Genomic DNA, 18,763 nt, shown 5'->3' with positions numbered 1-18,763 from the left:
ACGAACGATACATGACGAATACTTCTGAACAAATTTTAGATATAAGCAAAATACGCGAGGATTTTCCGATACTCAAAAGAGAAATCAACGGCAAGCCTCTGGTGTATTTCGACAATGCAGCGACTTCGCAAACACCAAGGCAGGTCATCGACTGTATTGTGGATTATTACGAAAATAAAAATGCCAATATTCACCGAGGTGTACATTCTCTGTCTCAAATCGCCACCGATGCTTACGAAGCGGCACGAGAGACTGTGAGAAAACATTTCAATGCTGAATTTGCCCATGAAATCATTTTAACCTCAGGAACCACACACAGCATCAATCTGGTTGCAAATGGATACGCTTCTGTTTTGAAACCTGAAGATGAAATCCTGGTTTCGGCGATGGAACACCATTCCAATATTGTGCCTTGGCAAATGCTTTGTCAAAAAACGGGCTCTCAGTTAAAAGTGATACCGATGCTGCATACAGGTGAGCTGGACATGGAGGCTTATAAAGAGCTTCTGAATGAAAACACGAAGCTGGTTTTTGTCAACCATGTCTCAAATGCTTTAGGAACCATCAATCCGATTGAGCAGATTATCAACCTGGCTCATGGAGTGGATGCCAAAGTTTTAATCGATGGTGCGCAGGCTGCACCCCATCTTAAAGCAGACGTTCAGGCTCTGGATGTCGATTATTACACCGTGTCGGCGCATAAGATTTGCGGACCTACCGGAGTGGGTATGCTCTACGGAAAAGAAGAGCTGCTGAATATGTTGCCACCCTATCAGGGTGGAGGTGAAATGATTTCAGAAGTGACTTTTGAAAAAACAACCTACGCCGGTTTACCCCATAAGTTTGAAGCTGGAACCCCAAATATTTCAGGAGGAATAGCCTTTGGAGCGGCTTTAGATTATATGAATAACATCGGGTTTGATGCCATAGCAGCCTATGAAATGGAATTGCTGAACTATGCCACTTCAGAAATTCAACAGATAGAAGAGGTCGAAATTTACGGGACTTCACCAGATAAAAAAACAGCAGTGCTGTCCTTTAATATTGCAGGCCTTCATCCTTATGATATAGGAACGCTCTTGGATAAAATGGGAATTGCCGTGAGAACAGGACATCATTGTGCCCAGCCCATCATGGAATTTTATAAGATTCCGGGCACCGTTCGGGCGTCCTTTTCATTTTACAACACCAAGGCAGAAATCGACGCCTTTATCACTGCTCTGAAGAAAGCTAAATCCATGCTGTTATGAGACCCATGTTCCATACAAAGCTAGGAATCATGGTGCTTTCCATAGGGATGATGCTCGGTTCCTGCAAAGCTCAAAAAATGACTTCAGATCAATTGCTGGCTCAGGACTATAAAATAACTCAGATGGGAGACAGGCAGGTTTCAGAATCTGAACTAAGCTTAAGTGTTAATCCTGAAAACTCAACAGTCTCAGGATTTGCGGGTTGCAATCAATACACCTACACCTATAAACTGAAGGATGGAAATTTTGATTTAGGTTTTGCCAGAGCAACCAAAATGTACTGTGATGATGCCATGAAACTTGAAAATTTATTTTTTAAAACAATGGCTTCAGTGACTTCTTTTGAAAATTCAAAAGAAGCCATTCATCTAAAAGATAAGAACGGAGAAATTGTAATCAAGGCTAAAAAGAAAAACGAAAGTGAGTAGTATTCAAGAGAGACAAGACGAGATCATAGAAGAATTCAGCATGTTTGAAGACTGGATGCAGCGCTATGAGTACATGATAGAACTGGGTAAATCTTTACCGCTTATCGATGAAAAACATAAAACCGAAGAAAACATCATCAAAGGTTGCCAGAGTAGAGTCTGGGTGTATGCAGAAATGGAAAAGGATAATGTGGAATTTACAGCCGATAGTGATGCCATTATTACCAAAGGTATCATTGCTATTCTCATCAGAGTTTTTTCAGGTCAGAAGCCTGAAGACATCATTAGTGCCGACACTGGTTTTATAGATGCCATCGGACTTAAAGAACACTTATCGCCCACCAGAGCAAACGGCCTGGTGAGCATGATCAAACAAATGAAAATGTACGCTATTGCCTACAATAGCCAACAAAACAATAAAGCTTAAAAACATGGCTGAAGAAAGAAATACAGAAGAATTGGGAGAAGACATCGTAAGAGTTTTAAAAACCATATACGATCCGGAAATCCCCGTCGATATTTACGAATTAGGTCTGATTTACGACGTCTTCGTCAACGAAGATAATGACGTTAAAATCCTGATGACCTTAACCTCCCCGAACTGTCCGGTAGCAGAATCTTTACCCCAGGAGGTCAAAGAAAAGGCCGCCTCTTTGGACTGGGTGAACGAATGTGAGGTGGAACTGACTTTTGATCCTGCCTGGTCACAGGACTTGATGAGTGAAGAAGCGAAGCTGGAACTGGGAATGCTGTAATTTATGGTTGAAATCGTAAACAAAGTAGCCCTGAGCTCTCTTAAAACCTTTAATCTGGAAGAGTATTATCCAGACGGGGAGAGGAAGTTCATCGACATCAAAGACTGGCTATTTGAAGGGATTATTTTGAAGGAAAAAGACTTTAGGGAAACTTTAAAAAATCATGACTGGTCTCAGTATCAGGACGCCTACGTGGCTTTACACTGCTCAAGCGATGCCATCGTTCCGGGCTGGGCTTACTTATTGATTACCTCTTATTTACAGGGGTTTTCCAAAAAAGTGGCGTTTGGCGACCTGGAATTTCTGAATTCTTTACTTTACCAGGAAGCACTGCAGGATGTAGATTTTACAGAATATCAGGATAAGCCGGTCATCATTAAAGGTTGCTCCAACAAACCCGTTCCGGAAAACGCGTATTTACTGGCGCTACAAAAGCTTCAGCCCCTGGCAAAATCCATTATGTACGGAGAAGCCTGTTCTGCAGTACCGCTTTATAAGAGACCTAAGAAATAATTGATAAAAGTTACAAAAAACCAAACTTTTAAATAGTTATCTTTTGGTTTCATAGATTTGTTTTTAAAAACTATAAAAATGAGACCTCACTATTTTTTATGTTCCTTCTTGTTTTTCCTGGCTACTTTTTTTGCTTCAGCTCAGTCTGATGACAACAAGTTGACCAAAAAGGATACAATCTGGAGCACTGAAGGAACCTTCCAGTTTTTAATCAACCAAGCTGCTTTCAATAGCGATTGGCAAGGAGGTGGAACCAGCAACTACTCGGTTAATGCCGTGGTCAATTATGACATCAGTTACAACAAAGGAAAATACACCTGGGACACCAAGTTTCTTGGAGATTACGGCATCAGTAAAACCAAAGACCAGGAATTCAATCGAAAAACCAGCGACCGTCTGGAAATCAATTCTACCCTTGGTCGTCAGATCAACGGGTCGAACTGGTATACCTCCGCCTTTGTAAATTTCAGAACTCAGTTTGATAACGGCTATACCTTTGGGGAAGATGCCAGCGGCAATGAAACCCGAACGCTGAGGACCCAGTTTATGTCTCCGGCCTTTACGCAGCTAGGTTTGGGTGCCTTGTGGAAAAAAAGTGAGAATATACGGGTCAATATTTCTCCTGTTACAGGCCGTATCATTACAGCCAACAGCAAATTCACATCCGGACCAGATTACGCCGATGGCGACTTTTTCGGTCTGGACCAGGGGAAAACTATACGTACAGAATTTGGGGCTTCTGTCAATGCCTTTGTGAAGTTCAAGCTGATGGAAAACATTTCTGCTGATAATATTTTAGGCTTGTATTCCAACTATCTGGAAGATCCTCAAAACGTTGATATCGACTATACCCTAAATTTAAATATGGATGTGAATAAGTACATTTCGGCCAACTTCACCTTTCAGGCCATTTATGATGACAATGCCGTACAGGGCTTTCAAATACGAGAGAGCCTGGGCGTAGGATTCAATTATAATTTTTAGTCAAAACATAGAATTATACCATAAGAAAAAGCAAATGCTACAAGGTCCTCATTTAAAAAGTACAAATCACTTATAAATTCACTTCCTTGTAAATGGGTGTTTTTATTGAACTGAATCAGAGCATCCTGTTTTGAACTCCAATGTACTACACTTTTTTAATCCGAAATGTTTCGATATTAGGTCAAAAAAACTTTATACCTCACTATCCATAACCGTATTGACAAAGTGAGAATAATCGAACTCAGGTTATTAGTCGGGTTTAACCCCGAGTTAGAAAATCATCATTTTGGTGTTTTGCAAAAACATCGAAATGGTAGAGTTTTCTTATTCGTTTATGCATTAGAAAGTTTTCTAATGCATAATTGGGGTTTAATCAAAAAAAAGGCCCTGAACGAAAACCCAGGACCCAGGATGAAGCAACAAATAAAGCGTTTATCACTAGAGGAACTAATCAAATTCATGACTAGTGTTTTCCAGTATTTTTATATCATTTTTTAGATTGTTATAAAACTGTTTTAAGGGTTTAAGACTGTAAACCGTGGTAGAAAATAAAAAATTATTTCCATCAATATTTTTCAGTAAAGGCTTTGTTAAAGGATATTCCTGAACCAAGAGTGACTTTGCTTTTAAATTAAGCTGTAAATTGACTTCAAAGCTCTCAGACTTTTTAACAACTCCAAATGCATCTGGTGTAGAACATTCATGAAGGGATTTGTACTTCTGCTCTTGTTCAGTAATAATGATATTTCCAATCTTTTTAAGATTGAAAAACGTGTTTTTTTGATTTCCAATTTCAAATGCACAAAGCAATCTATAATTTTCAGTTAGTTTAATAGGTTCTATAAGCGTGTAAGAATTATTTTGCGAATTGATGGTCTCGTATTCCTTAATAACAATCTGCTTGTTATTTTCAATAGCTTCATTAATCTGGTTAATAGTGATAGAATGATTAGCATCATAAATATCATTATTGATTAATTGTTTATCTGTATTCAGGCTAAGTTTGTGTAAAATAGATTTTGAAATCTTATTGAATCTACCCGAGGTTTGTAACAATTTTTTTAGAAAATCAAATTCCTCTTTATTTAAATGAGAATTAGAAAGTAATTGAGTGTCCTGAATGCTATATTTCTTGAATCTATTTACTTTAATAATGAAACCGACACTTTCCAACAATTCCAGATATCTATAAACCGTTCTTGAAGAGCACTCCAAAAATTCTGCTATGTAGTTAATAGACTTTGGGGGCTCCTGTTTAAGGAGTGCTATTAATCTTAATAAGCGATAAAGTTTATTTTGATTACTCAATATTTCATTGTTTAAGACAAAGGAGCTAATAATTATTAGGTTACTAAAATCATTGACACTATTTGTCTATTTTTTTATTTAAAGCTCACTATACCTGAACTTGTGGGGGTTATTTGGAGTATTTAGCCGTTTACAACGGTTTTAAATAAAGCTTACCATTTATGGATAAAAAGAATAGAATTTAAATGGTCATATATTATAAAAGCTATATTTAGTTTTTAGCTTATTCATTATTTATTTGCTTTATCTTTTTGGTGTTTTAAGAGGATTTATTTAAAACATCTTGATATAAGTTGTAACAGTGTTTATCGATGTTAACTTTTAAGTTTACTTTTCAATTTTATACACTGTTTTTTCTTTGGTGTTTCTTTCCTTATTAATTAAAAATATAAAACCCAGATCCTTTGATTAGGATTTTACTTTGCACTTGCCATCATTTTCAATACAGGCATAGGCTAAGGTTTCTAGCCTTTAATATCTATATCTCACAAAATTTGGGGTATCACTATCGCATTTTATTTTTTTGCCTTTTGACCCTCTATGTTCAAGTTATAAATGCAACTGACCAAATTATTTCTTATTTTCTATTCGACTAATATAGATTATAACTCTTCTATTATGGATTAATTTACGCTGTTTTTTTATGATTTAGAATGACATGCGTTACATCATTCCATTTTTCCACCGTAGTTATCCTGCTCAATTTCCTGGTTATAAAATTGGACATATTCTTTTAAGTTTTTTCGATATCTCCAAAGGTTCTGTATTCTAATTGATTGAACACTTCTTTTTTTAAAAAAAAAATACTGTGATAAGCTTCTAGGTGAGCATTTTCTTCTGATGTTGAAGTAAAACTCACTTTAGAAGGTTTGCAAAATGGTAAAGACGAGGTGCTGGACGCTGCCTTGAAGTATGTAAAGCAGCAGAAAAATAAAACCTAGGAGCAGGTACTTTGATTAACCAAACTTAGTCGATAAGCCTAAGCCCACAGCTACCCCGGTGCATACGCATCGGGGTAATTTGTTTGATCTGGCCTCAGCCTGAATACACCTGTCCGCGATGCGGTTTTAAGCGGTCTCTTAGGTCTTTCATCTGCACTTCCTCCACGACGAGAAACGCAAAATGATGGTAGTCATTCACTTGCTCAATGCCGGTAAGCTGATCTGTCATGGCATTCATCTTCAGGAAATCCCGGAGGTGAATTTCATGATGTTCTGCTGTTTTCTCTGCGTTGGGACCTCGGAAGTCCCAGATCAATTTGATTTGTCTGCTCATTAAATTTCTATTCAGCTATTGCTTTTAAAAAGGCTCTTGCTTCCTCAACTGTCTTTACGTAATACCTTGCTTTGGTTTTCTGAACCCCTATTTTTACGGTTTCAGAGCGTTCCGGCAGTTCTTCAAACATAAATTCATCGGTCCAGTCATCGCCAAAGGCAAACACATGCTCTGAGGGGAATTGATTGAGCAGGCTGGAACAGGCTCTCCCTTTGTTCACTTTGCTGCTTTTGATCTCGATGACTTTATTGCCTTCGAGCAAGGTAAGGTCTGTGTTGGAAATAAAACTCGTCAGTACCGTTTTAATTTCTACCAGCCTTTTTTCTGCTAATTCTACATCGGTATTCCTATAATGCCAGGCCAGAGAATATTTCTTCTTTTCCACCAAAGTTCCCGGTGTTCTGTCGACAAAGGTTTCCAAAACCGGAAGAATATCTTCCATCCACTCGGTTTTTAAATGCTCGGTGGTTTTCCAGTCTCCTTGCGCTATTCTCACGGAAACTCCATGATCCGAGACCAGGGTATAGGGGGTATGTCCAAACCAGTTGTTGAGGGTTTTCTTATCCCGACCGCTGATGAGGACCAGTTTAAGGTCCGCGATAGCATGAAGCTTTTCTAAAATAGAGAACAGTTCTTTGTCTGGCTTTGCATCCTGAGGATTATTTGTGAAATTGACCAAGGTCCCGTCGTAGTCTAGAAACATTATTTTTTTATCATCGGATCTGAGTTTTTCACTAAAAAGGGCTTTGACCTTTTCGTCAAGTTTTTCAGCTTCAATGACATTGTAAACCTTGTGGACCTGGTTGAGGGAATTCATGAATTCACTGGCCCATTTTTTTACACTATATCGGGACACCCGATTTTGCAAGGCCTGCATTCTTTGTTTTTGTTCGGCTTTGGGCATTTCTAAAGCCTGCTTGATACTGTCTGCAATTTCCTCGAAATTGAAGGGATTGATGAGTAGAGCTTCGTTCATTTCTATGGAAGCGCCTGCCATTTCACTTAAGACCAGGACCCCGTCTTGTCGAGTTCTCGTGGCTACATATTCTTTGGCTACCAGATTCATTCCATCCCTTACAGGCGTGATCAGTGCCACATCGGAAGAGGTGTAGAGGTCAATTAAATTTTCGAAGGGTAAAGCTCTGTAAAAATACCAGATGGGCGTCCAGCTTACGGTGGAATATTCGCCATTGATTCTGCCTACGAGTTCGTCGGTTTCCTGTTTCAGCCTCTGGTACTGAGGCACCTGAGATCGGGAGGGAACCGCAAGCATGATCAGTCGAATTTTCTCTTGAAACTGCGGGTATTTTCTCAGGAAATATTCAAAGGCTTTAATCCGGTTGGGGATGCCTTTGGTATAATCCATCCGGTCGATAGAAAGTATCATTTTTATACCTTCTTCATTCTGTAAATGCTGATCCAGGCGTTTTTGAATTTCAGATTTTTCACTTTCAGCCATTTTATCGTGGTCCAGGGCGGCGCTTTCAAACTTCTCATAATCGATCCCCATGGGGAAAGAGTCCACTTTTATAATCCGATTCTGGTAGGTGATTTTATTAAAGCTGACATCCATGCTCAAAATTCGTTTGACCGAACTTAAAAAATGCCTTTCATAGTCATAGGTATGGAAACCGATGAGATCTGCACCAAGCATGCCTTCCAGCAATTCTTTACGCTTAGGAAAGGTTCTGAAAATCTCATAAGAAGGAAAAGGAATGTGATTGAAAAAGCCTATGGAAATATCTGGTCTTTTAGCTTTTACCATGGCGGGAACCAGCAGTAACTGATAATCCTGAATCCAGATGTTATCGCCTTCCTCCACATGTTCCAGGACCTTGTCGGCAAACTTTTGGTTCACGCTTTTATAAACGTCCCAGGATTCCGGATTGTATTCTGTGTATTCTATGAAATAATGAAATAAAGGCCAGAGCGTACGGTTGCTAAATCCATAATAGTAATGATCCAAATCCCTTTGAGTAAGATTTACCGAAACGCATTGCGCTTTGGTAACCGCTTCCGAGATTTTGGTTTCCAGCTCAGGGGTTAATTCTTCCTCGGTAATCCCACACCAGCCTACCCAAAGGCCGTTGCCTTCGGTGTGAACAGACTTCAGCCCTGTCGCAAGCCCTCCCACACTCGGCGTTACTTCTATCTGATCATTTTCAATACGCACTTGAAGCGGTAATCTGTTGGAAACAATTATTGTTTTATTCATAAGAAAGCTTTGTTTTACTCAGATTATTTACCTTTATTCAATCAAAAATATGATTTAAATCTTCCAAATACTTGAAATTGATGAATAATCTGAATTATGGTATCATAGGTAATTGTAGAACTGCGGCGTTAATTTCGGACTCGGGCTCCCTGGACTGGTGCTGTTTGCCGGAGTTTGATTCCGCCTCTGTATTTGCTAAACTACTCGACGATAAAAAAGGGGGTCAATTCGCTTTTAAGGTGGATGGGGCTTATACGATTACTCAGACTTATGTAGAAAATACCTGTATTCTGAAAACAGAATTCAGGTCTGAAAATGCGAGTTTTGAAGTTCATGATTTTCTCCCCCGATACCGCAAAGAAGACAAATCTTATCATGCTCCTCCCGAAGTCATCAGGTATCTGAAAGTGACTAAAGGAACTCCAAAGCTACGTATTGACTATACTCCCAAACTTGAATATGCCTTAGGGAATACCGAAATTTACATAAAAGATGACTTTATCGTTGCGCTCACCGAAGCCGATAAATTCGACACCTTGTTTTTATATACTTCGCTTTCAAAAGAAGCCGTGGTAAATTCTGAAGAAATTGAACTCACAGAGGATACATTTTTTCTGATGTCGTATAACGAAAAAATTGATTTGCCGAGCATGGACTCTGTGAACCTGGATTATAAAAAGACGCTGGCTTACTGGCTTAACTGGACCGAAAACACCCCTAAGTTTCGGAGTTATAATGCTATGATTTTGAGGAGTGCGATGACCTTGAAATTGCTGAGCTATGAAAAGACCGGGGCCATTCTGGCTGCAGCAACCACTTCGCTGCCGGAAACGATTGGTGAGGTGAGGAACTGGGATTATAGATTCTGCTGGATCCGCGATGCGTCTATGGTCGTGAGAGTGGTTTCACAACTGGGCCATAAGAGAATGACCAAGCGCTATCTTCAATTCATCATTGATCTGATTCCCGATAAAAATGAGAAGCTGCAGATCATGTATGGCATCAATAAAGAGAAGGAGCTTACCGAGAAACATTTGTCGCACCTTTCCGGTTATATGGATTCTAAACCCGTGAGAATAGGTAATGCTGCTTACGCTCAAAAACAAAACGATATTTACGGGATCCTGGTAGATGTGATTTATCAGGAACTGGTGAAGTTTAAATCGGATACCGATAACAAAGAAGAATTATGGACGATTACCAAAGGCATTGCCTGGGTGGTTGGCAAGCACTGGCAGGAAGCAGACAAGGGGATTTGGGAATTCAGGACCGAAGATCGTCACTTTACCTTCTCCAAAGTCTTGTGCTGGGTGGCGATTGACAGGGCTATAAAAATTTCGGAACTGTTTGAGAAAACCTCTAAACTAGAACGCTGGAAAATCTTAAGACAAGCCATCAAAACTGATATTTTGGAAAATGCCTGGAACGAAGATGTTCAGGCCTTTACACAATCCTATGGTTCTAAAGACCTGGATGCCTCGGTCTTATTGATGGAGTCCTACGATTTTATAGAGGCTAAAGACCCTAAGTTTGTGAGTACGGTAAAAGCGATTGGGAGGGATCTTACCAACGACGGTCTTCTCTACAGGTATAAAAACGAAGATGATTTTGGACTGCCCAGTTCATCCTTTACCATCTGCACGTTTTGGTACATCAATAGCTTGATTAAAATTGGTGAAGTTAAAGACGCAAAACAACAATTTGAAAGGCTGATAGGTTACTCCAATCACCTGGGGCTGCTGAGTGAAGATATCGATTTTGAAACCAAACGCTTACTGGGGAATTTTCCACAGGCTTATTCGCATCTGGCCTTAATTGAAACGGCTATAAACCTGTCTAAGGCAGAAGAATAACGGCCTTTAATATGCTAGTTGATGATCAGTTTCCTGGTGAAGGAATTATTGATTCTAAGCATGTATAAACCCGCTTTAAAAGATTCAACGTTAATTGTAAGGTCACGCATGCCTTTGAATTTTTTGGAATAGACTTGTTGTCCTAATAAGGTGAACAATTCTACGCTTTGTATGGGTTGAGAGGCGTTCTTAATCTGAACGTAAGAGCTTGCCGGGTTAGGAAAAATGGAAAAATCTTCCTGGGTAAAACCAGAAGCGCTCAAAGTGCCTGATTTTCTAATCAAGAAAAACCCGCGTTCGATATCACTGACGACGATGTTTCCGCTTTCAAAAAACGGATAGTTGTTCCAGGAACCGTTGAAATTGGTGTTGTTATTTTCAGGATAGGTATCAAAAAAGCCAACTTCTGAAATGGATTGGGTAGCCACATTTGTCGCGTCCAGAATCTTAATTCCGGCCGTATAATTGGATAAATAGAACAGGTCATTATGAAGGTAGCCATTGTGATCTATCGCCGCAGTTGGTCCCAGGTATTCCTGGTGCTGAACGGGGTTGTCCAGATCCTGTAAATCAAAAATGAGCGTTCTGGTATTCAAGCCGAAATTGAGTTCATCCAGCTCATCTCCCAGGAAAAAATACCTTTGATTTTCGGTTAACCAACCCTGGTGTGGGTACCCTGTACTGCTGTAGGTTATTGTGGAAATCAAAACGGGATTGCCTGGATTGGTCACATCTACAACGACAGCCTCCTCTTCATTACATCCGATAAAAATTTCTCTCCCGGTATAGTCAGTGTCCGGGCCAGAATAGGTGACCACCTGAGCGTCGTGCGTATAAAAACTCCCCGCATATCCTCCCGCTAAAACGGGATTGAGAGGGTCACTGAGATCTACGATATGCGGACCGCCACTGTAGGTTGAAGTCCCCACGACATAGGCATACGCCTTACTTTCATTAATGACGATATTATGCGCATTTCCAAATCCATCATAATGGGCATCACTGTTAAAAATCACCGGTGCATTGGCGACTACTCGAAGTCTGGTGAGGTCAAAAACCTGCATGCCATGACCTGAAGCTTCAGAGACTATAAATGCATAATTTTGATATACTTTTATATCCCTCCAGGGGCTGGACAAAGTATGGGTAGGGAGTTTTCCGAGATATACCGGGGCGGTTGGATCGGAGATGTCTATAAAGGCAGTGCCGTTGTCCAGACCCATCAAGGCGTATTCTTTTTCATCCTGTGGATCTGTCCAGCCCCAGGAATCATTCCCTTCACTGGCAGAAAGCGCCTCTGGGCTAATCTGTGACATGAGGTCGTAATCCTGACAAGGATAGATTCCGGCAAAACCGTTTTCACATGGCGTTTGAGAAAATGCCATGAAGCTCCAGACAAGCGCTAAGGTATTAAGGTAAAGTTTTTTCAATATCAAAATTTAAATCAAATATAAAGAAAAGATTTGCTCATGTAATGCTTTTGGGAAGCACTTTTTAATGTAAAACACATTAGTGATTTCTCGGATTATGCTTTTTCTGTACGTTCTAAGAAGGAATGCCTGATGAGCTTCTGAGTTTTAAAGATTTCTTTGTTAAGAATTTATGCTGCTTAGAAAAGACTAGTATTAGGATATGGTTTAGGACTTTACAAATCCTTTTAAGTAACTTTGCCTTTCAAAACAAAAATGACATGTTTCAAAATACAAAAGACAGCAAAACCAAACTATCAGAATTAGGGGAATTTGGTTTAATAGACCACCTGACTCAGTTTTTTAAGGTGAAACATACTTCTACTGTAAAAAGCATAGGAGATGATGCTGCTGTACTCAATCATGATAAACACAGCGTGGTCACCACCGATCTTTTGGTGGAAGGCGTCCATTTTGATCTGGCGTATATGCCCCTGAAACACCTGGGTTATAAAGCGGTGATGGTCAACCTGTCTGATGTGTATGCCATGAATGCTCAGGCTGAACAAATCACGGTCTCCATAGCCTGTTCCAACAGGTTTACCGTAGAAGCCCTGGAGGAACTTTACAGTGGTATTACTACTGCTGCAGAACTTTATAATATAGATGTGGTAGGCGGAGATACCACCTCTGCCATAAAGGGTTTAACCATCAGCATTACTGCCATTGGTCAGGCTAAGGCGGAAGATATAACTTACAGAAGCGGAGCAAAACCAAATGATTTACTGGTGGTTTCAGGGGATTTAGGAGGCGCTTTCCTGGGTTTAAAAGTCTTACAACGAGAGAATGAAGTCTTTAAAGTAAATCCTAATGCACAACCCGATCTTGAAAAATATACCTACATTGTAGAACGCCAGTTGAAGCCGGAAGCCAGAAAAGATATTGTGGAATTATTGATGGCTTTGGAAGTAAAACCAACTTCTATGATCGATATAAGTGATGGTTTGTCTTCAGAAGTGATGCATTTATGCAAGCATTCTAAAGTTGGGGCTAATGTGTTTGAAGATAAATTACCTTTAGACCCCATGTCTATTTCCACCTGTGAAGAATTCGAACTGGACTCAACAACGGTAGTGCTCAACGGCGGAGAAGATTATGAACTTTTGTTTACTGTCGATCAGTCTGATTTTGATAAAATAAAAGCCAATCCAAACCTGACCGTTATTGGTCATATGACAGAACAAAGTGAAGGCATTCATCTCATTTCAAGAATGAATACCAAAATTCCAATAAAAGCGCGAGGCTGGAATGGAATGCAGGAAGAAGATTAAAACCCAAAGCATATGGATAAGAAAGTATATTACACCAAGTCTAAAGTTGAAATGATGGGAGTTAAAAACCTATTGGAATCTGAAGGCATTAGATGTTACGAAGTGGATAAGGTGGATTCCTCTTATGGCGGGGTATTTGGCGATTATCAGCTCATGGTCGATGAAAGCGATGAGGAAAAAGCCAAAGCACTTATCGAGAAATTTGAGTCGGAGTAAAGCATGTGCTTTAGGTTAATTTTTATTAAAAACTTAAGCTGTAGAACTTATAATAATTATTTTTATCAAAAATAAAGACAATGAAAAGACAGGCTACAGCAATTTGGAAAGGAAGTATAAAGGAAGGAAATGGAACGCTAAGTTCGCAGAGTGGAGTTTTAGATAACACCCAGTACTCGTTCAAATCTCGTTTTGAAGAAGGGAAAGGTACCAATCCTGAAGAATTAATCGCAGCAGCCCATGCAGGCTGCTTTGCTATGCAATTATCCGCTTTTTTAACCGAAGAGGATTTTGAAATAGGAAGCCTGGAAGCCAAAGGAGAAATCACTCTGAAAGAGGGAAATATTACCAAATCCCATATCACACTGGAAGCTAAAATCGATAAAATCGATCAGGAGAAATTTGATGAATTAGTCAATAAAGCTAAAAAGCAATGTCCGGTTTCTAAACTACTGGATACTGAGATTTCAGTAGAATCAACCTTGAATTAATTACTAGTCAATATTACTGAAAATGCTGTTGAATTTTCAACAGCATTTTTATTTCAAATACCCCGGCGTCTTTTTCATTAAAACACCAAAGCAAACAAAGAGCGCAGCTCTCTTTGTGAAATATAGATATATTTGCAAAAATAAATTTAAGCATGCTAGCAGCAGTACTTTTAGGTTTTTTATTCTCATTATTTCTGGTGTTCGCCGGATCTTACTTTAAAGGTAAGCTTGCTGTACTTTCCTCTATAATTCCAATTAGTCTATTTGTTTATTTTCTAAGTTTCTTACCTGAAATTTCAAACGGGGAGGTGGTTTATGAAAGTTACGAATGGATACCGAGCTTTGGAGTCAATTTGAGTTTTACCTTAGATGGTCTGGCGCTTCTTTTTGCACTAATGATCACCGGAATTGGTTCTCTGGTGTTTTTATATACCTCTGCTTACCTGAAAGGTCATAAATATTTGGATCGATTTTATGGGTATTTAAGTTTATTTATGGCGTCCATGCTGGGTTTGGTCCTGTCGGACAATTTGATGTCCCTGTTTATTTTCTGGGAACTGACCAGCATCTCTTCCTTCTATTTAATCGGCTTCAATAACGACAAAGCAGACTCGAGAAAATCGGCGCTTGTGGCTTTGGGAATTACCGGAATTGGAGGTTTATTACTTCTGGGGGGTGCTGTTTTACTGGGAGATGTCGCTGGCACTTACCGCATTTCAGAAATGCTGTCCATGAGAGATAGTATTACAGACAGCTCGCATTATATACTCATTTTGCTCTTAATTTTTGGAGCAGCCTTTACCAAATCCGCTCAGTTTCCCTTTCATTTTTGGTTGCCGGGAGCCATGAAAGCCCCGACACCGGTTTCTACCTATTTACACTCTGCAACCATGGTAAAAGCTGGCGTCTATTTGTTGTTCAGAATGACTCCTGTTTTAAATGGAGGCGACATTTGGCATACCATCCTGATTGTGGTTGGTGGAATAACCATGCTGTATTCCGCGATTCATATTATTTTTAGAACAGACTTGAAAGGAATTCTAGCGTATTCCACCATTTCGGCCTTAGGGATACTTGTTTTTTTAATAGGGATAGGCACGCAGGCTGCACTTATTGCAGCAGCAGTGTTTATCGTAGTTCATGCGCTTTATAAGGCTTCCTTGTTTTTGATTACAGGGATTATCGATCACGAAACAGGAACCCGGGACGTCACACAGCTAGCGGGCTTACGTAAGGTTTTACTGCCGGTTGCTATCGCAGGATTTATAGCGGCACTTATCAGCGGAGGCGTTCCTCCAACTTTAGGTTTTGTAGGTAAAGATTTGATTTACGAGTCGACCTTACACTTTACCAACAATGCTGTATTGCTCACCATCCTCGCCATTTCAACAAATGTGTTCTTGTTTTATGCCGGTTTTGTAGCAGGGGTGAAACCCTTTATGGGTCCACTTCCTAAAAAATTTGAAAACATACATCTTCCAAGTCCGTTGATGTGGGTTCCCCCGTTAATTATGACCCTGGCCGGGCTGGTTTTTGGTATTTTCCCAGGTCTTATTGAATCTGCTTTTGCTAAACCCATCGCCATGACTCAGGCCATCGCATTTGAAGACTTCCACCTAAAACTATGGCACGGTTTCAATACGGTTTTAGGGTTGAGCGCCATCACGCTGGTACTGGGAACCATCTTATATTTAAAACTGACGCCCAGCCACGCTTTGGAAAACAGCATTGCAAAATTTAATTTCATCAGTCCTAAGATTTTGTTTCTGAAGTTATCTGAAGGTTTCGCAGTCTTTTCTTCGTATTGGACAAATTTCTTTCAGACGGGTTACTTAAGACATTACATTTCTACCATTGTTGCTTTTTTAATTTTACTTCTGGGTTACCTTATTTTTTCGGATTTCTCCCTTGAATCCGATTTTTCAACTTTGGCAGAATTAACCATTTACGAGATTTCCATTTTATTGATGTTATTGGCTGGAGTCCTTTACACGGTTTTTACAAAGTCACGTTTAGCTGCTGTCGCTGCTCTTGGAGTGGTTGGATTATCCTTTAGCCTGCTGTTTTTATTTTACAGTGCCCCCGATTTAGCAATGACTCAGTTTTCGGTAGACACCCTGACGGTTATTTTGTTTGTGCTGGTCCTTTACAAGTTGCCCAGATATCTCAACCTTTCGGATAGGTGGCTAAGAATCAAACACGGCGTGCTGTCCGCCAGTTTTGGAGTTCTGATTACATTGCTTATTCTGAGAGTATTAAAGGAGCCTAAAAATACCGAAATCACTGAGTTCTATGCTGAAAATGCCTATAAACTCGCTCATGGAAAAAATGTGGTAAATGTTATTTTGGTCGATTTTAGAGGGATTGATACCATGATAGAGATTTCGGTATTGATCGTCGCTGCCTTAGGCGTCTTTGGATTATTAAAACTAAGATTAAAAACAAAAGATAAAAAATAAAATGAGAACGATAATTTTAAAATCTGCGTCGAGTTACCTCCTGCCAGTATTATTACTGTTTTCAGTATTTATCCTGTTAAGAGGTCACTATTTACCTGGTGGAGGCTTTGTGGGTGGTCTTGTAGCTGCTATTGCTTTTGTGCTGGATGCTTTCTCTAATGGACTGGATAAAGCCAAAAAGATTTTAAAATTTCATCCTGGATTTTTAATGCCTGTTGGATTATCGGTAGCGTTTTTGAGTGGAATATCTCCTTTGGTATTTGCAGATTTACCAATGATGACGGGAATCTGGGCAGAAAATCCGATACCCGTTATCGGGGCAATTGGTTCTCCTTTATTTTTCGATATAGGCGTTTATCTGGTCGTTATAGGATCGTCCTTAACCATCATATTTACAATTTCTGAATCTCTATAAATGGAAATAATATTAGCAGTTATAACCGGTGTTCTTTATGCTTCAGGCATCTATATGATTTTGCGAAGAAGTATGGTAAAGCTCATTCTGGGGATCATCTTACTGGGAAACGGTGTTAATTTATTGATTTTCCTCCTTGGCAGGATCACCAAAGGTGAGCCGCCTATTATAGATTCTGCAGAAAAAGTTCTTGAAGGCGTGTATGCAGACCCCATTCCTCAGGCATTAATACTCACGGCTATAGTTATTAGTTTTGGTTTGCAATCCTTTGCAATTATACTTGTAAAGCGTACTTACAAAGTTTTAAAAACAGACGACTTAGATCAACTTAATACCACAGACGAAGATTCATGACAAACGATATCATCATACTGCCCTTAATAGTCCATTTGTTTTTAAGCATCCTCCTGATGTTTTTCTGGAACAAACTGAATTTCCAAAAAATCGTCAGTGTAGTCGGAAATGCAATGGCTTTAGGCGTTGCGATATGGGTATTCACTTATGTTTACAGTAGCGGTACTCAGGTAGTGGAATCTGGAGACTGGCCCGCCCCCTTCGGAATCGTTTTTGTCGGAGACATGCTGGCAGTCACTTTGGTTTTGCTCACTGCCATTACAGGCTTTGCTGTGTCTATCTTTTCAACGATTTCTGTCATCAAAGCAAGGTTGAAGTTTGGTTACTTCAGTGTATTCCATTTTCTGCTTTTGGGACTTAATGGTGCTTTTTTAACTGGTGATATTTTTAACCTGTATGTGTGGTTTGAGATTATCATTATCAGTTCGTTTGTTTTGATAAGCATAGGAGGAGAGAAGAGTCAGCTGGAAGGTGCAGTCAAATATTTTGCTTTAAACTTCTTTGCTTCCATGATTTTCCTTACAGCCTTAGGGGTTTTATACGGACTTGTAGGTACCCTAAACATGGCAGATATTTCGCTTAAAATCGCCGAGGTGAAAGACACTACACTTGTAGAAATAAGCGCCGTTCTATTCCTGGTGGGTTTCGGGATCAAATCGGCTATATTTCCTCTGTATTTTTGGTTGCCGGCTTCCTATCATACGCCACCTTCAGCGGTGTCTGCTATTTTTGCAGGTCTGCTTACCAAAGTTGGTGTTTACGCCTTAATTCGGATATTTACATTGATTTATGGAGGGGATTCTTTCCTGACGATTTTGCTGCTAACTCTGGCAATTATGACCATATTCAGCGGCGGATTAGGAGCTATTATTCAGAACAATATCAAGAAGGTCTTTATGTATTTTATCATTTGCCATATCGGGTTTATGATAGGGGGTCTAGCTTTGTTTACAGAAGTAGCTATGGCAGGTGTGATTTTTTATCTCATACACGACATCATTATCAAAACAAATTTATTCTTAATCAGTGGATTGATTTACAGAATAAAAGGGACGACCAACATGAAGAAACTGGGGGGCTTATATGAACACTATCCCAAGCTGAGTTTGCTTATCGCGATTCCTTTATTCTCATTAATTGGAATTCCACCACTTTCGGGGTATTGGCCTAAAATCTCACTTATTTTAGCTAGTTTTAATGCTCAGGAATATTGGTTTTTTGGAGCTTTGATTTTTGGTAGCTTAATCACCCTTATCGTCATTGCAAAACTTTGGTCTGAAGTCTTTTGGAAAAACCAGCCCGAAATCAACTTTCCGGAAAAGTTTATTTATTTCAATCAACTGAGATTTGGTCAAAAGTTGACCTTCATATTTCCTATAGCGTTTCTAACTTTTGTAACTTTATACATAGGTTTCGGTGCCGAGCATATTCAGCAGTTGTCTGAAAGAATTGCAACAGAACTCATGAACAAGGAATTATATATCGATGCCGTCTTAAAACGATAAAT

Annotated in this window: 18 protein-coding genes; 14 read left to right on the top strand and 4 right to left on the bottom strand. The window is 39.5% G+C overall.

The genetic code is table 11. The annotated features are described in order from the left end of the window. Positions 1 to 11 precede the first annotated feature (11 nt). The 6 genes from G3567_RS00465 (at position 12) to G3567_RS00440 (ending at position 3,930) form a co-directional block, all read left to right on the top strand. A complete protein-coding gene (locus G3567_RS00465) occupies positions 12 to 1,250 on the top strand; it encodes an aminotransferase class V-fold PLP-dependent enzyme (RefSeq protein WP_164003212.1) in 1,239 nt (412 codons plus the stop codon). Beyond that, positions 1,247 to 1,678, top strand: coding sequence for an META domain-containing protein (locus G3567_RS00460; RefSeq protein ID WP_164003211.1), 432 nt, complete (start codon positions 1,247 to 1,249; stop codon positions 1,676 to 1,678). Before G3567_RS00465 ends, G3567_RS00460 begins: the two co-directional genes overlap by 4 nt. Next, positions 1,671 to 2,105 (top strand): SufE family protein, encoded by a 435-nt coding sequence (locus tag G3567_RS00455; protein ID WP_164003210.1) that lies wholly within the window; start codon positions 1,671 to 1,673, stop codon positions 2,103 to 2,105. The genes G3567_RS00460 and G3567_RS00455 overlap by 8 nt, the downstream gene beginning before the upstream one ends. Before the next feature lie 4 nt (positions 2,106 to 2,109). Beyond that, positions 2,110 to 2,433 (top strand): DUF59 domain-containing protein, encoded by a 324-nt coding sequence (locus tag G3567_RS00450; protein WP_093364295.1) that lies wholly within the window; start codon positions 2,110 to 2,112, stop codon positions 2,431 to 2,433. Between the two features lie 3 nt (positions 2,434 to 2,436). Further along, a complete protein-coding gene (locus tag G3567_RS00445) occupies positions 2,437 to 2,946 on the top strand; it encodes a DUF2480 family protein (RefSeq protein ID WP_164003209.1) in 510 nt (169 codons plus the stop codon). A gap of 78 nt (positions 2,947 to 3,024) precedes the next feature. Beyond that, positions 3,025 to 3,930, top strand: a complete 906-nt coding sequence (locus tag G3567_RS00440; protein ID WP_164003208.1) for a DUF3078 domain-containing protein — start codon at positions 3,025 to 3,027, stop codon at positions 3,928 to 3,930. A 447-nt stretch (positions 3,931 to 4,377) separates the two neighbouring features. On the opposite strand, the gene G3567_RS00435 is transcribed toward G3567_RS00440, so the two are convergent. The 3 genes from G3567_RS00435 to G3567_RS00425 all read right to left on the bottom strand — a co-directional run bounded on the left by G3567_RS00435 (position 4,378) and on the right by G3567_RS00425 (position 8,728). Then, complete coding sequence (locus G3567_RS00435) at positions 4,378 to 5,238, bottom strand: helix-turn-helix transcriptional regulator (protein WP_164003207.1); 861 nt, start codon at positions 5,236 to 5,238, stop codon at positions 4,378 to 4,380. 1,035 nt (positions 5,239 to 6,273) lie between these two features. After that, on the bottom strand, positions 6,274 to 6,513 hold the full coding sequence (locus G3567_RS00430; RefSeq protein WP_164003206.1) for a hypothetical protein: 240 nt from the start codon (positions 6,511 to 6,513) through the stop codon (positions 6,274 to 6,276). 7 nt (positions 6,514 to 6,520) lie between these two features. Next, positions 6,521 to 8,728: a bifunctional alpha,alpha-trehalose-phosphate synthase (UDP-forming)/trehalose-phosphatase gene (locus G3567_RS00425; protein ID WP_164003205.1), complete on the bottom strand. Its 2,208-nt coding sequence runs from the start codon at positions 8,726 to 8,728 to the stop codon at positions 6,521 to 6,523. An 80-nt stretch (positions 8,729 to 8,808) separates the two neighbouring features. Between G3567_RS00425 and G3567_RS00420 the strand changes: the two genes are divergently transcribed. Continuing rightward, the gene (locus tag G3567_RS00420) at positions 8,809 to 10,581 is read left to right on the top strand and encodes a glycoside hydrolase family 15 protein (protein ID WP_164003204.1); all 1,773 of its coding nucleotides are present in this window, start codon (positions 8,809 to 8,811) and stop codon (positions 10,579 to 10,581) included. A gap of 14 nt (positions 10,582 to 10,595) precedes the next feature. Here G3567_RS00420 and G3567_RS00415 read toward each other — a convergent pair whose 3' ends face one another. Continuing rightward, positions 10,596 to 12,011 carry a choice-of-anchor B family protein gene (locus G3567_RS00415; protein WP_235923410.1) on the bottom strand — a complete coding sequence of 472 codons (1,416 nt, stop codon included), beginning with the start codon at positions 12,009 to 12,011 and terminating at the stop codon, positions 10,596 to 10,598. Between the two features lie 260 nt (positions 12,012 to 12,271). Here G3567_RS00415 and thiL point away from each other — a divergent pair, with 260 nt between their 5' ends. The 7 genes from thiL (at position 12,272) to G3567_RS00380 (ending at position 18,761) form a co-directional block, all read left to right on the top strand. After that, the gene (gene thiL / locus G3567_RS00410) at positions 12,272 to 13,321 is read left to right on the top strand and encodes a thiamine-phosphate kinase (protein WP_164003203.1); all 1,050 of its coding nucleotides are present in this window, start codon (positions 12,272 to 12,274) and stop codon (positions 13,319 to 13,321) included. A 12-nt stretch (positions 13,322 to 13,333) separates the two neighbouring features. Continuing rightward, entirely contained in the window at positions 13,334 to 13,537 is a 204-nt protein-coding gene (locus G3567_RS00405; RefSeq protein ID WP_164003202.1) for a putative signal transducing protein, read from the top strand. An 80-nt stretch (positions 13,538 to 13,617) separates the two neighbouring features. Then, positions 13,618 to 14,028 carry an OsmC family protein gene (locus tag G3567_RS00400; RefSeq protein ID WP_164003201.1) on the top strand — a complete coding sequence of 137 codons (411 nt, stop codon included), beginning with the start codon at positions 13,618 to 13,620 and terminating at the stop codon, positions 14,026 to 14,028. Positions 14,029 to 14,180: 152 nt separating this feature from the next. Next, positions 14,181 to 16,487 carry a putative monovalent cation/H+ antiporter subunit A gene (locus G3567_RS00395; RefSeq protein WP_164003200.1) on the top strand — a complete coding sequence of 769 codons (2,307 nt, stop codon included), beginning with the start codon at positions 14,181 to 14,183 and terminating at the stop codon, positions 16,485 to 16,487. A gap of 1 nt (position 16,488) precedes the next feature. Further along, on the top strand, positions 16,489 to 16,902 hold the full coding sequence (locus tag G3567_RS00390; RefSeq protein ID WP_164003199.1) for a Na+/H+ antiporter subunit B: 414 nt from the start codon (positions 16,489 to 16,491) through the stop codon (positions 16,900 to 16,902). Beyond that, positions 16,903 to 17,256: a Na+/H+ antiporter subunit C gene (locus tag G3567_RS00385; RefSeq protein ID WP_093364319.1), complete on the top strand. Its 354-nt coding sequence runs from the start codon at positions 16,903 to 16,905 to the stop codon at positions 17,254 to 17,256. Continuing rightward, positions 17,253 to 18,761, top strand: a complete 1,509-nt coding sequence (locus G3567_RS00380; protein WP_164003198.1) for a proton-conducting transporter transmembrane domain-containing protein — start codon at positions 17,253 to 17,255, stop codon at positions 18,759 to 18,761. The genes G3567_RS00385 and G3567_RS00380 overlap by 4 nt, the downstream gene beginning before the upstream one ends. The last annotated feature ends 2 nt before the right edge of the window (positions 18,762 to 18,763 follow it).

The sequence above is a fragment of the Psychroflexus aurantiacus genome (genome assembly GCF_010820555.1).
GTDB lineage: Bacteria > Bacteroidota > Bacteroidia > Flavobacteriales > Flavobacteriaceae > Psychroflexus > Psychroflexus aurantiacus.
Note: the sequence above shows the minus strand (reverse complement) of the source record. Positions and strands in the feature narration are given on the sequence as shown.

Bases quoted from the DNA above. Each gene is read 5' to 3' on its own strand.
- G3567_RS00465 (WP_164003212.1), top strand. From the start codon at position 12: ATGACGAATACTTCTGAACAAATTTTAGATATAAGCAAAATACGCGAG.
- G3567_RS00460 (WP_164003211.1), top strand. From the start codon at position 1,247: ATGAGACCCATGTTCCATACAAAGCTAGGAATCATGGTGCTTTCCATA.
- G3567_RS00450 (WP_093364295.1), top strand. From the start codon at position 2,110: ATGGCTGAAGAAAGAAATACAGAAGAATTGGGAGAAGACATCGTAAGA.
- G3567_RS00445 (WP_164003209.1), top strand. From the start codon at position 2,437: ATGGTTGAAATCGTAAACAAAGTAGCCCTGAGCTCTCTTAAAACCTTT.
- G3567_RS00440 (WP_164003208.1), top strand. From the start codon at position 3,025: ATGAGACCTCACTATTTTTTATGTTCCTTCTTGTTTTTCCTGGCTACT.
- G3567_RS00430 (WP_164003206.1), bottom strand. From the start codon at position 6,513: ATGAGCAGACAAATCAAATTGATCTGGGACTTCCGAGGTCCCAACGCA.
- G3567_RS00425 (WP_164003205.1), bottom strand. From the start codon at position 8,728: ATGAATAAAACAATAATTGTTTCCAACAGATTACCGCTTCAAGTGCGT.
- G3567_RS00420 (WP_164003204.1), top strand. From the start codon at position 8,809: ATGAATAATCTGAATTATGGTATCATAGGTAATTGTAGAACTGCGGCG.
- thiL (WP_164003203.1), top strand. From the start codon at position 12,272: ATGTTTCAAAATACAAAAGACAGCAAAACCAAACTATCAGAATTAGGG.
- G3567_RS00405 (WP_164003202.1), top strand. From the start codon at position 13,334: ATGGATAAGAAAGTATATTACACCAAGTCTAAAGTTGAAATGATGGGA.
- G3567_RS00400 (WP_164003201.1), top strand. From the start codon at position 13,618: ATGAAAAGACAGGCTACAGCAATTTGGAAAGGAAGTATAAAGGAAGGA.
- G3567_RS00395 (WP_164003200.1), top strand. From the start codon at position 14,181: ATGCTAGCAGCAGTACTTTTAGGTTTTTTATTCTCATTATTTCTGGTG.
- G3567_RS00390 (WP_164003199.1), top strand. From the start codon at position 16,489: ATGAGAACGATAATTTTAAAATCTGCGTCGAGTTACCTCCTGCCAGTA.
- G3567_RS00385 (WP_093364319.1), top strand. From the start codon at position 16,903: ATGGAAATAATATTAGCAGTTATAACCGGTGTTCTTTATGCTTCAGGC.
- G3567_RS00380 (WP_164003198.1), top strand. From the start codon at position 17,253: ATGACAAACGATATCATCATACTGCCCTTAATAGTCCATTTGTTTTTA.